The 13,613-nt window shown below is 32.7% G+C and carries 16 protein-coding genes; 8 read left to right on the forward strand and 8 right to left on the reverse strand.

The annotated features are described in order from the left end of the window. Window positions 1-112: 112 nt before the first annotated feature. The 3 genes from AB0A59_RS12620 to AB0A59_RS12630 form a co-directional block, all read right to left on the reverse strand. Window positions 113-661: a MarR family winged helix-turn-helix transcriptional regulator gene (locus AB0A59_RS12620; protein ID WP_458744293.1), complete on the reverse strand. Its 549-nt coding sequence runs from the start codon at window positions 659-661 to the stop codon at window positions 113-115. A 204-nt stretch (window positions 662-865) separates the two neighbouring features. Further along, window positions 866-1,990, reverse strand: a complete 1,125-nt coding sequence (hflX, locus tag AB0A59_RS12625) for a GTPase HflX (RefSeq protein WP_458744295.1) — start codon at window positions 1,988-1,990, stop codon at window positions 866-868. Between the two features lie 411 nt (window positions 1,991-2,401). Next, on the reverse strand, window positions 2,402-2,659 hold the full coding sequence (locus AB0A59_RS12630) for a hypothetical protein (RefSeq protein ID WP_458744297.1): 258 nt from the start codon (window positions 2,657-2,659) through the stop codon (window positions 2,402-2,404). Window positions 2,660-3,034: 375 nt separating this feature from the next. Here AB0A59_RS12630 and AB0A59_RS12635 point away from each other — a divergent pair, with 375 nt between their 5' ends. After that, window positions 3,035-3,322, forward strand: a complete 288-nt coding sequence (locus AB0A59_RS12635) for a hypothetical protein (protein ID WP_458744299.1) — start codon at window positions 3,035-3,037, stop codon at window positions 3,320-3,322. Window positions 3,323-4,038: 716 nt separating this feature from the next. Here AB0A59_RS12635 and AB0A59_RS12640 read toward each other — a convergent pair. Further along, window positions 4,039-4,299 carry a ChaB family protein gene (locus tag AB0A59_RS12640; protein WP_458744300.1) on the reverse strand — a complete coding sequence of 87 codons (261 nt, stop codon included), beginning with the start codon at window positions 4,297-4,299 and terminating at the stop codon, window positions 4,039-4,041. Window positions 4,300-4,649: 350 nt separating this feature from the next. Continuing rightward, complete coding sequence (locus AB0A59_RS12645; protein WP_458744302.1) at window positions 4,650-4,799, reverse strand: hypothetical protein; 150 nt, start codon at window positions 4,797-4,799, stop codon at window positions 4,650-4,652. Between the two features lie 720 nt (window positions 4,800-5,519). Here AB0A59_RS12645 and AB0A59_RS12650 point away from each other — a divergent pair. Next, window positions 5,520-5,873 carry a DUF6659 family protein gene (locus AB0A59_RS12650; RefSeq protein ID WP_458744304.1) on the forward strand — a complete coding sequence of 118 codons (354 nt, stop codon included), beginning with the start codon at window positions 5,520-5,522 and terminating at the stop codon, window positions 5,871-5,873. A gap of 626 nt (window positions 5,874-6,499) precedes the next feature. Next, on the forward strand, window positions 6,500-7,324 hold the full coding sequence (locus AB0A59_RS12655; RefSeq protein WP_458744305.1) for an adenylate/guanylate cyclase domain-containing protein: 825 nt from the start codon (window positions 6,500-6,502) through the stop codon (window positions 7,322-7,324). 206 nt (window positions 7,325-7,530) lie between these two features. Here the strand turns inward: AB0A59_RS12655 and AB0A59_RS12660 are convergent, their stop codons facing one another. Both AB0A59_RS12660 and AB0A59_RS12665 read right to left on the reverse strand, forming a co-directional pair. Then, window positions 7,531-8,256: a CbtA family protein gene (locus AB0A59_RS12660; protein WP_458744307.1), complete on the reverse strand. Its 726-nt coding sequence runs from the start codon at window positions 8,254-8,256 to the stop codon at window positions 7,531-7,533. 41 nt (window positions 8,257-8,297) lie between these two features. Beyond that, entirely contained in the window at window positions 8,298-8,516 is a 219-nt protein-coding gene (locus AB0A59_RS12665; protein WP_458744309.1) for a CbtB domain-containing protein, read from the reverse strand. A gap of 320 nt (window positions 8,517-8,836) precedes the next feature. Here AB0A59_RS12665 and AB0A59_RS12670 point away from each other — a divergent pair, with 320 nt between their 5' ends. From AB0A59_RS12670 to AB0A59_RS12690, 5 genes are all read left to right on the forward strand, one after another. Then, window positions 8,837-9,493 carry a DUF4443 domain-containing protein gene (locus AB0A59_RS12670; RefSeq protein ID WP_458744311.1) on the forward strand — a complete coding sequence of 219 codons (657 nt, stop codon included), beginning with the start codon at window positions 8,837-8,839 and terminating at the stop codon, window positions 9,491-9,493. A 211-nt stretch (window positions 9,494-9,704) separates the two neighbouring features. Beyond that, window positions 9,705-10,118 carry a ChuX/HutX family heme-like substrate-binding protein gene (locus AB0A59_RS12675; RefSeq protein ID WP_458744313.1) on the forward strand — a complete coding sequence of 138 codons (414 nt, stop codon included), beginning with the start codon at window positions 9,705-9,707 and terminating at the stop codon, window positions 10,116-10,118. A gap of 453 nt (window positions 10,119-10,571) precedes the next feature. Then, window positions 10,572-11,063 carry a cupin domain-containing protein gene (locus AB0A59_RS12680; protein WP_458744315.1) on the forward strand — a complete coding sequence of 164 codons (492 nt, stop codon included), beginning with the start codon at window positions 10,572-10,574 and terminating at the stop codon, window positions 11,061-11,063. A 418-nt stretch (window positions 11,064-11,481) separates the two neighbouring features. Further along, the gene (locus AB0A59_RS12685) at window positions 11,482-12,531 is read left to right on the forward strand and encodes a zinc-binding dehydrogenase (protein WP_458744317.1); all 1,050 of its coding nucleotides are present in this window, start codon (window positions 11,482-11,484) and stop codon (window positions 12,529-12,531) included. A gap of 111 nt (window positions 12,532-12,642) precedes the next feature. Next, window positions 12,643-13,254, forward strand: a complete 612-nt coding sequence (locus tag AB0A59_RS12690) for a TMEM175 family protein (RefSeq protein WP_458744318.1) — start codon at window positions 12,643-12,645, stop codon at window positions 13,252-13,254. A gap of 142 nt (window positions 13,255-13,396) precedes the next feature. Here the strand turns inward: AB0A59_RS12690 and AB0A59_RS12695 are convergent, their stop codons facing one another. Continuing rightward, the gene (locus tag AB0A59_RS12695; RefSeq protein ID WP_458744320.1) at window positions 13,397-13,576 is read right to left on the reverse strand and encodes a hypothetical protein; all 180 of its coding nucleotides are present in this window, start codon (window positions 13,574-13,576) and stop codon (window positions 13,397-13,399) included. Between the last annotated feature and the right edge of the window lie 37 nt (window positions 13,577-13,613).

Below are 13,613 nucleotides of genomic sequence, written 5' to 3' on the forward strand. Positions count from 1 at the left end.
GTTGTGATATTTTGAGTAGATTTTTGAAATTAAAAGAGGATCCCTTAATTCTTTTAGATGTCAGTTTCTTTAAACACCCCCCCAATTTTTATTTTTAAACCTTTTACCAATCTTACATATTAGTTGTTGTGGAAGTATGTCGTTTCTCAATAATGATGTTTGATGCAGGTTGGTCGATTAATTCTCGCTTTTGCTTGATTTCCTCTGAGCAATTTAAATTAAATTTATCGTATAAATTAAGCCACATTTGTTCCAAAGTTTTTTTTGTTGTGGAAATATCTTCTTCAGGTATTTGATTAAGGCATATTTTTTTTATTTTAGATACATCTTCTATTGTATCATCAAGTGATCCGTGTGCCTTTTCGGTCAAGAAAATCCGATTAATTCTTCGATCCCTTGGGTCGATTTTTCTAATTACGAATGCATCCTTTTCTAATTTGTCGATTATTGGAATAATGGTCGGTCCTTCCAAAGCTAATTTATCAGCAATTTCCTTCTGAGTTAATCCCGTAGCATTATTTGCAAGTATTATTAATACTTTCCACTGTCCAAAGGTAATACCAAATTTCTGACGCAATTCTTGATCTATTACATAAATTAACGATTTACTGATCCTGTTAATAATAAAACCTATGCTATTCTGAAAATCATACTTGATCATATTATACACTAATAAGTAGTATACTAATAAATAGTATTTAAATAATTAGATAAGACGGGTATAGGTAACCAGTAATTAAACGCGGTTCTCCCACTCGGTGCAAAAAATTAATGTAAAGATAATATGAGTGACCACATCGTGTATCTATAACCATCGTTGCCAGTAAATAATCTGCAATATTGCTAAATGAAAACATGTGATCAATCATGAGGGGGTGAGTTTTGAGTGTTCATCCTTTAATTTGGACCTTTTTGAAGCTATCAAGTTCCTAAGTTTATGAATCCCAAATCCTGTTTTTGATGAAATGGCAATTTTATCGATTGAATCATCCATGTATTTCATTATTTCTTGCAGTTGATCTGATTTGGTAGTCTCCACTTTAGTTAACACTATGTGTAATTTTGACTTGTCGATTTTGAGTTCTTTGAGAACCTTCCAACTGCTAGAATACTTTTTACCAATATCTTCTAAATTCTCTGAACAATCTATCAAAAAGAAAATCAAATCGGCTTCAAGTGATTCTTCTAATGTAGATTTGAAAGCGTCGATCATGTAATGCGGCAGCCGGCTGATAAAACCTACTGTATCCACAACCAAGACTTCTACATCATCTTTATTGCCAATATTACTAGAATTATCAAGCGATCTTGTGGTTGTTGAAAGTGTTGTGAACAAATTAGCGGAAGTTTCCTTATTTTCCTTAGTAAGTAGATTAAAAAGAGTCGTTTTTCCTGAACTTGTATATCCAACAAGGGAAACTATAAACATTCCTTTTCTTAGTCTTTGCTTGCGATACTCATGACGTTTAAGACTTGCATCTTTTAATTTGTCTTTGACGAACGACATCTGTCGTTTTAGGTCACGAAACTGAACATCTACGATGTACTCACCCATTCCTCCTTTTCCCACCCTCTCGTTGCTTTTACTCATGAGTTTTGCGTTTTCTCTTACACGAGGCATCTTGTATTGAATCTCAGCTAATTGGATTTGCAGCTTGGATTCATTGGTTGTTGCCCGAGAATAGAAAATATCAAGAATCAATCTTTCTCTATCAATTATCGGAATTTTTATAAGTTCTTCTAAATTAAATATCTGTTTTGCACCTAAATGTTCATCAACAATTATTTTATCTATATTACCTGTTTGTGAAACAAATTGTTTTATCTCTTCAGCTTTGCCGAGTCCCATACCATATTTAGCTCGGTTTAAGTACCTTTGAGTAAAAACCCTAACTACTTTATAATCCGGGATTGATTCAACTAAACTTTTGGCCTCTTCTATGGCAAAATCTTCAGGATAAGAAACTAGGATAATATTGGCTTGATGCAAATTAATGACTTTTCCATATGAATAGACGATTCATATTTGTTATACATGTTTATTGAATAAATATATTTGGAAAGTATATCTTTTGCGTTATTGAACAGATGAGAACATTGTGAGGATTTATTGTTACTTTCTATGGCCAGTAATAACTCTATGCGGTTATTTCATTTTGTCAATATTTTTGATCACAATTTATCAGGATCTAACTCGAAATAGAAAAACGACTAGAATCAAGTGAGTTGTATAGGGGATTAGTCTGAAAGTCAACCCTATAACTTATTTCCGAACAAAAGACATGTAAGTGGTTTATGTAAAAGTAAATGTAAAAGTAAATGTAAAAGTAAATGTAAAAGTAAAAATATTATAATTATAATTTGAACTCAAATTAAGAGGGTCCGAGGTATTGATTATATATTAGACACCTATTTCTGCTGCTAATTTCAACATCTTCTTACCTTCTCTTGTTAACTTATTGTAGGTTCGATTCTTGACGATTTTTCTTTCTACCAATTTCCTATCTGCGGCTTTAAGCAGTAACTTATGTCCATACCCGTAGGCGCCAAGTTTTTTCAACAAGTCTCTAGTTGAATATTCGTTCTCACCAATAGATTTGATCAATTTTACCAAAGCACGTTCTTCTATCATTATTTTGATTAGGTTTGCATCTCGCATATCAGTAATGACACACATTGGCTATTTATTAGTTACCTTTTCGTGGCAACAAATACCTCTTTTGGAGCTGATTTCGGGACCGTCAATAGATAGTATTCTCAATATAACACCAATCTCATTAAAAGGAAACCCACAAACTTAGATATTTTGTATCGTATTTTCAATATATAGAAAGGCGAATAAATAACTTGTTTTTAATTGCAAGTACGTTTCATATCAGATAGTAAATGAAATAAAACGAAAATCAAATTAAAGATTTAACAGTTATAATGAAAAGACACGCTACTAACAGCTTATAATGTCCCGGTCCCGTAAATGGTTATTCTCTGAATAATTAAAATCCTTTTATCTCGTTAATTATGAGTGAAATGAATCTTGATAGTCACTTTCTCTTTTATTGCAATACTAAGTGCATTTATTCTATTAAGATACGATTTACTAGGACCCGATCAAACCTCAGCTATCTTATTGAACGGACAAAGGGGATTTCCGAAGTTGGTTTTAGTTTGTATATCAGCCACAGTCGACAAGACTCAAACAGTTCAACGTCAGCTAATTTTACTCATATATCAGAATACCTCAAAGAATTTGCAATCCCTTCAAAGGTTGCTTAGAGTAGGAAATATGAGGTGGTCTTTATTTGGTTACAGACGGAGTTTATGATGTCACGTTTCTTGTAAACAATGATGATGATCCCTATTGATGCACCACCTTCCCTAAGGAAAAATTATGTCTAGGTATAAGAGAAGTAACAGACAAACCAAGAAGATTTGTACTTTATTGTCATTCTCCTACAAACCATTTAAGAGCTCTTGAAACATATATCCAAACAGAGTCAAAATTGTAGCTTAAGAGGAAATTGCCAAATTATCAAAAAAGCAAATGATTCAAACTGACCAATTCCTACTATCACAACTAAGGTCAATTATGATTTGATTCGTTAATCAAACCCTAGAACTTGACTATAAGGGATGTTAATCATGAACCTGGTAATGCATTTACATTTATTCTCCAGTCAAAAGACGTTAATGCTCGTAGATGATAAAATTTTCCAACCGGGTTCTATTCAAGGATGGCTATAGCCACAAATGTTCCTAGTTTTGTGCAGGATCATGATAGTATCAAGTTAATTTTGAACTATCTATTAAAATATCGACTCACAAAATCAATGTTGGTAATTTTTGAATAAGCTGATACAGTAACCGAAGAATGTACCAACGCAATAATAAATAAATAAATGAAAAGCTAAATTGGGAATAGCTGCGGAATTTGCATAAACACTATTAGACAACGACTAAAAGTCTGAGAGTCAATTGATTAGTATATTATTGTTTATTAATTCATGTTAGAATGAGATTTGAACATGTTGTATCTGTAGTCTATTTCTTAATCCATTCATCACCCTTTTTCTCATAGTCCTTCTTCACAGCAGCCCAAGCTACCTTGTGAGCTACCTCTTCTACATCCTCCTTTGAACCCCCTCTCCTCTTCTTCGGGTCTTCATATTCCTTCAGAGCACTGGCATGAGCCTTCTTAAAAATATGCTGAGCATGTTCCGGCAGTTGATCTATCCTTTTCTCTGTTTCGTCAGATAATTCAATATCGTTGTCGTCTTTATTTCTCTTGTTTCTTTCAGGCATTTCAATTATTCCTTAACCAGAGTGATAATCCTGCGTGTCGAATTTCATGGTGATTAAATTTTGTTATATTTAGCACTGACTCTCCATCCCTCTTTTGTCGATACCTACATCGCAATTTTTCATACAAAATTTTAAGCATCATATATTAAATATATATTAATTTTTGAAGTGAATATTACAATAAATATACTAAAACCAAAATTTGTAATAAGTATCCTCAATACGGATAAAATAATATACCATAGCAATAAGCAAAATTATGACAACTCGGTCTCTCCAACCTCCCTTTACAATAGTAACGCCATGCCATCTTAATCGGATCAGCTAATATAAAAGAGATAAGAAAGAGATTAATCTACTTCCAATTCTTTTATTCTTTCTTCTACTCCCTGAACTTCTCTTTTTAAGTCCTGATGATACTCTCTCAATAACTGTATTTTCTCTTCTCTAGTTAGAAAATTTCTACCAGTATAACCTGATCCACAACAACCGTAACCCATTATTTCACCCCCTCATCCATTCCATCGGACATACGATATATAGGATCAAGGATGTATTTATACATATCGTATACCCAATATCATTTTAAAGGAATACAATTAGACGGAGGTAGCCGGGAAGAACCGAAGGCCGATAATGCTCTCTACCTCTTTCTCTTACTAATAAGAAATAAGCCAATCGACAGAGATATTGACATAATAGTAAAGAAGTAAAAACTACGATTGAACGTATAATCTTACTACAATTACAATGTTCTTGGATTTCCTCATACTAAAGGGATAAGCGACAAAACATAATGTCAACTATCTGTTCTATGTAACTTTTCATAAATATTACTAGAATATTGATCTAAATTGCTACGTGTAATGTTAAATAGGTTTAAATAGGAACTCCATTCAGTAACGCGGAACTGAAAATCTGACTCCCAGATCAATTAGAAAAGCGGCTCCCAATATGTTCATAAAGTTATATCGGAAGTGGACGCACTTAGTTGAATCATATAATAGTGATTAAAATAGCAATTTAATGTCATTCTTCTGATTACCATGTTTTGTTAGGTCATTAATCCGTGGTACCATCAACAAAATTATTTGAGAATAAATTATAAATGTTGTAAGGATTTCGAATAGCCAAACTAATATTCGTATGATTCTAATGGTAAATCACACATTCTTACTAGTTTATGATATGTTTAATACGAGCCATTTATCTATATAACCATGAATTATGATCAAATCTGTAAAAGTATTTTAGACAGCGATCCAAAAGTTCGTTTTGCAGGCATTTGTGATGAGTCCGGTGAAACAAAGTATGGCGGCATGAGAGAGGGCAAATCCAGTTTGCTTTCGCCTCAAGAATCACAAAAATCTAATTTACAAGCAGTGGGCAGATGGGGACTGAGAAAATCGCTTACGGGTAAAACCGGAAAGGGGATATATGCGATGACAGAATATGAAAAATTGAAACGTATAACTATTCCTTTAGATGATGATCATCTTCTTGTGGTAACTACCGAAGTTGATGCAGATCACGGAAATATCATTAGCAATACTCTCAGGTTAATTAACCAGTAACAAAAAAGAATAATCTACTTTTTAAATACTGGGGATAATTTTGATGGTAGTAAAATAGATCCGAGTCAATGTTGTTATAAAGACATTATTATCATGATAATCGTATCATACCATCAGTTAAAGTATAACTATTCTTTGATAGTATAAAGAAATAGTTATGATCTCTACTTACTTAATCTGACTTTATTTTGATTTTGTACGGATCTATCATACTAAAAGTGGCCAGACGTTTACATACTACTTACTTAAATTAGAATGTCCTTTTGAGGAACCTAACTTCTTTAATTAATCGATCCAGTGTGTAAGTAAATTAAGCAGTTTTTAGTTGTTACCAGAGCTGTATTTTTTTGTGTTTTTTTAATTAATATTAGTCGTATCATCTATGAATCAACTTTATGTATATTTTAATAGTCACCTCTTTTGAAAATACAATTCACATTTTGGATAAGATCCGAATTATAAGAACTTTGGCTAGAACATATTAAGAGGCATTGCGACAACCCTTCAGCGTAATTGCTATATGAGTCGACATAGACTTCTGTATCAAATGTTCAGTATTAGAAACCGGTATGGAAAGCAAGAAATTCTATAAATATTTTTAAAGCATAATCCTTAAAATTAACTCTTTGGAGGAAGAGAATACGGACAAGGATAACCAAGTAAACAAGGACAAACTAGATGAAGAAGATAGAAGGGTGTTAGAAGACATTATCTATAAAAAGAACAATCAAACTGAGAAGGAAACAGAAATTTTTGATTTAAAGACATTAGTCAATTTGAGACAAGATCGATTATGGGGGGCAATAAAAGAAAGGTATCGATACAACACATCTATAAAAAGAGGACAAGACTATTTGATAAGACATGTAGATTCGAAAGCATCACTAGTTATAATGTATGCAGACTTGGTTGGCTCCACCAAGATGAGCATGACCTTACCAATAGAAAAATTAGTCACGATTATAAGGGCATTTTCTCATGAAATGTCGTCAGCTATAGAAAGTCTTAATGGATATGTTCTAAAATATGCGGGTGATGCAGTTATTGCATTTTTTCCTTCAGGGTTCAACAAGTATCTAACGTGTGATAACACATTCAGATGCGCCAAATCCATGATTAACATTATTAAAGATGGCATAAATCCCATCTTAAGTAAACACGATTATCCGAGTCTTGCCGTCAAAATTGGGATCGACGAAGGCGAAAATATTGTCTTTCAATACGGTTATGATAAGAGTTCCCAAATAGATATTTTGGGATACCCAATGAATGTAACTTCGAAAATTACGGCTATTACATCACCCAATGTAATATCTGTGGGAGAAAATGTCTATAAATTATTACATCCACAGATTCAAACTAATTTTAAACAAGTCAATTTTGAGAATAATGAGTGGAAATATATTGATATTAGAACAGGTAATCCTTATAAGGTTTATACCTTAAAGTAAATTGGTATCAAAGTATTACCAACTCCATTTGATTTAATTCATACAACTCATATTGATAATGTTTTTTCCCGTTTTAATCATGTACTTACAAGAGAACACCCCACATGATCTTTAGTGAGCTACGTATAATTACTAAAGTAGTCTAATCTTTGATTGAAATACTCAGAGATCATCCGATGCTTTTGGTAGTGACAGAGAAAATGAGATTATTTGGCAGTTATTCTAGTTGTTTCATGAGGTTTAAATTTATGCCATATAATCCCAAATATAGCGCCTAGAACTAAATAGAACATAACCATTGTACCAAAAGTTATGGCCCTAAATGCGTTCACTAAATCCATTGGAGCATTTATATCATCCGGATTTGATGGAAATACCGCATAAATGGAAGCAACTAGACCAAGATAGAATATAGGAATTATATAATTAATGTAACTAATTCTTTGTAACTTATATATGAGAATACTGACACCCAAAGCTATTATTCCAGATGCCAGTTGATAGCCTGAGTATAAGCTATCTCTTAAGCCAATGGTTTCAGGATCTCCTACAGCAGGTGGATTTGCAGGATATTTGATAAATGGTATAATATATAGCGATAAACACATTACGGCTGCTAAAATAAGTGCTTTTTTTCTTTCATCAGATGATGGTAAGTACTTTCTCGATAATACATAAACAATTCCTAAAATCGCCCCATAGGTTAGCCCCAAAATTGCACCTGCAGCAAAAGTTCCTTCTTTTTGCCAAACCCTGTAAGAACTTAATTCGTCAAAATCGATTACTTCGCCAGATGCAATGCTATTATCAACCTCAATTTCAATTGCTCGATCTATGAACGGCTCGACAATAAAGTAATTAACTCCTGCTAAAATTAATCCCGCTATAACACCAGATAAAAGAGATATAAGAATAAATGTTAAAGATTTCATCTTTTAAGATCTACAATAAATATCAATATAAAAAGAACTGATTAATGGCACGGGAATCCGGCCGCATGTCTTATATCATGAGTAAATTCATGAAGCCACATTGCATCCAATGCGTCAGTTCCCTGTACAAGACTAAATAACTGGCCTTGATCGTATCCCACAAGGTATACGCTAAATATTGCAATAATAGCTAAAATTACTATAGACATTTTTGGAATTCGATCTTCTTGTATTACTTTTTGATCGAGATACAGACTCATCACCATATATTTTTGACCGATATATATAAACGATTGTATGGTTTATCCAACATTCTAGGATGAGGATTATAAACGCTCAAGTACAATAATATAATACGAGAAAATATAAAAATCTGAATATCGATGGGCGATCCATTCCAAATGTTATATTATATAAAAATTTGTGATCCTAAAATTACGAAGTCTATCCATAGATAGTAAACTGAATTCTAAATATTCAGAATCTGATTCGAATCATTACAATACTGTACTTATAATGGGAAACGAATACAAAGAGATAAAATTAAATTTGTAAGATACTGACTTACAGCGTGCACCTTGTGGTCAACACCCTAAAATCCATATCTAGCAGATACGCACCTAGCAGGATTCTTTCCTTTAACCCTGCGCATGTATTTAAGACACTGCAATTGATAAAAAGGGATGGACACGTTAGTAGACTTTTGTTAATAAATGAGTTAGATTTGGGGGAAGGTTCCATAAAGACTTTGATAAAACACCTTAAAATGGAAAAATTGATTATTACAACTCAAAAGGGAACGGCTATGACTGAAAGGGGAGAAAAGATTTTTGAAGAGATGTCACAATATATTTGCTCTGAAACACAAGTACCCAAAAGCTCTATATCAATTGCAGAATATAACCATGCCATTCTTTTAAGAAATATGAAATTTGCTATTAAGCAAGGCGTGGAGCAAAGAGATGCAGCTATTAAAATTGGAGCAAAAGGAGCTACGACACTTCTGTTTAATAATGGAAAATTTCTTATCCCGGGTTCTAAATTTAATGCCCTAAAAGGAGAAAAATCAATAGAGAAATTATTGAAGGATGATCTAAAACCCGAGGAAAATGATATCATCGTGATTGGAAGCGATGACAACAAGTACATAACAGCCGAGCTCGCATCAAAATCGGCTGCCCTCCAGACGCTCGAAAATCACGAAGATCATAAGAGATTGGAATTTATCATTAGATAATTCAAACCGTAGTAAAAAATAATATAAAACAAAGATCTACAAGATGTATTATCTACGTGTGAGCGATTAGAAGACCCTTCAGGATTAATAATTAGATGATCAACTTGGGAACAGAGTGTCAAATCCATTCTTTTATAATGCATATTTACATAGAACATATCGCGGTCTCTATTATCAATCCTTATTAATGTAGCCTTTTTTACAACTTTATATGAATGGTCCAAAGAGAACTACTTTTGAAGAATTACTAAGAGATATAATTTTACTTGATGATATTATGTTATCTATAAGAAGTGAAGGCGCAATAGCAGAGGTCAGACTAGAAAAAGATATTTCGTTTCGGGTTAGGGAACAATGGGCCACTATAGGTGATGAAAAAGGGCCATGGCACATTCATGTTAATATTCAAGAAGCAAAGGAGGCCAAGTTCATCATTGAATCAAGTGAAGACGGTCGAAAAAGGTATAGCATCAGATTCTTTAATTCCGAAAATAGATTAATCTTGCGTGTGAATTTTATGAAAATGTATACCGCGGAAAATGAGGTTATTAAAGAGAGTTTAACAAGATATGAAAACCTATTCTCAAAGTATGGAGAAAAAGAAACAATATGGTTACATGCCTGATAACATTATAGTATCAGTTTTATTCGGTAAGTATCAAATTTAGTTGTAATGAAGTTAGGCTTCATATTCAGATGATTTGGAATTATCTAAAATATTTATAAATTTGTTAGAATACACTGTTTCTACTATTTGCTTCGTTCCTTGAGGCGCTTATTGGATAATAAGATGGCTCAAAATTCAGATTTTATAACATTAAGTAGTTTAAAAAATACTCAAAGTCAAGTTTATCAAAAAAACATCTTATTGTTCATCATATCTTTGAAAAAATCAAAATACATTTAGAATTAAAAATTCATCTAAATCAAATGATAATCATATCGAAAGTTCGTTAATATATGATTGGGTTATAGTTGACATACTGGTCCACCTGTAATGTTCCAATCAATTCGCTTGAGAAAATTTGATACTACAAGTTTGCAAATATTTATATCACTATATTGTAATATAATGGTCATGAATGTAAATAATTCCAATGATTTATCACAGGCTTCAGATGATAATGACGATAGATCGTTTCAACAATATAATCTAGATGGTTTAGATTTTAAAATAGTATTATCAGACGATAAAACAGAAGGAAAATACTCATTGCTTGAAATAATATTCTCCGCAGAAAAGGAAAATGAAATACCTTTGCATCTACATAGTAGAGAAACTCTGATAATATACATCTTGGAAGGAAACTTTTCATTTAGATATGGTGATGAAAAAATAGATGGAATTCAAGGGATGGTTCTAAAATTTGAAAAAGATATTCCGCATTCATATAAGAAAACCGGAAAAACTCCAGGGCGATTATTAATCTTATTTATTCCTGCAGGCTTTGAAAACTTTTTCCTGGATCTAGGACTTGACCGAAATAAAATGAAACAATCTGGCGATGAAGATCAAGTATTATTACATGTATTAGAAAAAAAATATGGTGGAAAATTTGTGTTCGGATAGGTATTTTCTCGAGTTAAAAATCAAATGGTTAGTAGAAATCAAAATATTGACAACGTAAATTATCTGATGGTATTTCTAAATGATTATAGAAAAATGGTTATAGTCGTTTTATCGATTATTATAAACTTAAAAATCATACTCATCTATAATGCCTAAAAATACTTATTATGAATTGTTTTGATGTTTTCTCAAAATAATGCTCGTATTACTAAAAAACTATAATTAACGTGACTAATAGTAAATGACTTCTAGAAATTGATACACGGAAAAAATAGAATATTCCGAAAATCATGATTAAACTAATAAAATCAACTACACAAAATAATAAGGTATATTTTGATCTTTTATTTTTTGATATAGCTATGAAAAGATTTTTCTATTTCCTTGACATCCAATCAATAGAATTGGAGGCAAATAAATGAAGGCTGCTGTTTTTCGGGAACATGATAAAGACCCCGAGAAGGTTGTAAAAATAGAAGATGTCGAAGTTCCAAAGATAAAACCTAACGAAGTCTTGATAAAGGTTGAAGCAGCTGCATACAATTATAATGACCTGTGGGCCATCTGGGGACAACCAATTAAAGTTCCAATGCCCCATATTTCGGGAACAGATATTTCCGGCACGGTTGTAGAATTAGGTGAACAGGTCACCTCTCTTGTAAAGGGAGACAGGGTCGTATCTCATGGTAACCTAAGTTGCAGAATTTGTAGTATGTGTACATCAGGTAGAGAATACGATTGTGAAAAAAGGCTTGTGTGGGGTTTTCAAACTGGTCCGCTATGGGGAGGATATTGTCAGTATGCCCATCTACCAGAAGTCAATATAGCAAAGATAAACGACAACATATCATTTGAAGATGCAGCGGCGATCTCGATGGTTGGAATGACTTCTTGGCATATGCTAGTTGATAGAGCCAGAATAAAACCAGGGCAGACAGTTTTGATAATGGGTGGAACAAGCGGTGTAGGAATGGTAGGAATTCAAATTGCAAAATTATATGATTGCACCGTCATTGCCAGTGCAGGCAACCAACAGAAAATGGATAAATGCTTAGAACTTGGCGCTGATTTTGTTGTTAACCATAGACAAGAAGACTGGTATAAGAAAGTAAGAGATATTACCAAAAAAAAGGGTGTCGATATTGTATTTGAACACATAGGAAAGACAGTGTTTCCACAAGAGGTATCACTGTTAAAAAGTGGAGGAACGCTAGTATCAACAGGCGCTACTACAGGATATGATTCTACAATAGATCTGAGGTATCTTTTCTTTAGAGGAATAAACATAGTAGGTGCAACTCAAGGTACTAAAGCAGAGCTCGAGGAGGTATTATTTTGGACTTCAAAGAAGAAACTTAAACCATTGATAAACGCAGTGCTGCCATTTAATGAAATGGTAAAAGGACATGTGATGATGGCAAACGGAGATCAAATAGGTAAGACTATCACGACGCCACAAAAGCTTTGAATTTAAGATTAGGCATCAATCGATGAGAAAAAAATAGAATAAATCATAAATTTGCGAGTGATTGAAAATGGGGCAGATATACAGCAAATCTTTTATCAAGTGTAGATAACAATGGTTACGCTCAATAATGTAAGACTCGATCATGTAACATCCTTTGGAGATGCGGTATTTGCTTTTTCAATTACTTTCATAGCTATTTCTATTCAAATCCCCACTTTGCCAAATAATCTCTCTGAGTTTGAAGTTGTTAACAAGATGCTTCAGCTTATCCCTCAGTTGGAAATATATTTCACAAGTTTTGTTGTTATAGGAATTTTTTGGATAAAATATCATTTGATTTTCAACAAGATAAAGGATTCTCAAAATGTGATGCTATGGCTTAACCTTATCCTGTTGTTCTTTGTTACTTTGATATCGTTCGGCACTACACTGAGGTTTGAAAATCAATACATCTCAACTTTTATCCTTTATACACTTATATTCACTGTTACTAGTGGTTTGCTTTCGCTAATATGGATCCATGCAACCAGATACAATTTATTGATAGTCGATGATATCACACAACGTCAGAAAAAATTATATATAATCCAAGGAATCAATCCTACTCTAATATTTGCTAGTTCTATTGGAATTGCGTTTATAAATTTGCAGCTTGCCCAATATATGTGGATTCCAATTGTCCCATCACAGATAATTTTTAAAAGAAAAACCCACTTAAACTAATTCGAGTTCGATTCCAATCCATTCTGTTCCTCTGTAAAAGAAAATTCATTTAGAGACATGTGATTGGATATTTGATACCAATAGGATGATTTCAAGTATTATTGCTAATAGCATAGTTGGGCTATGTAAAAGTCATCATCCACTAAGAACTACCATAATGTAATTTACGGGTCACAACCAAAAAGGGCCATAGCTTTGAAACCACGTCAATAGATATTGATGAGGATGAAGTCGAGGATAAAGTAGCGAATATTTGAGAGCTAGATTTGTTTGTTAATATTCCCTGAATTTGAAAGATTTTGTCTTGGATTTTATTTACCACTAGAATATGAGTATGAATATAAAAATAAAATTGGAAT

The organism is Candidatus Nitrosocosmicus sp. T (genome assembly GCF_054408485.1).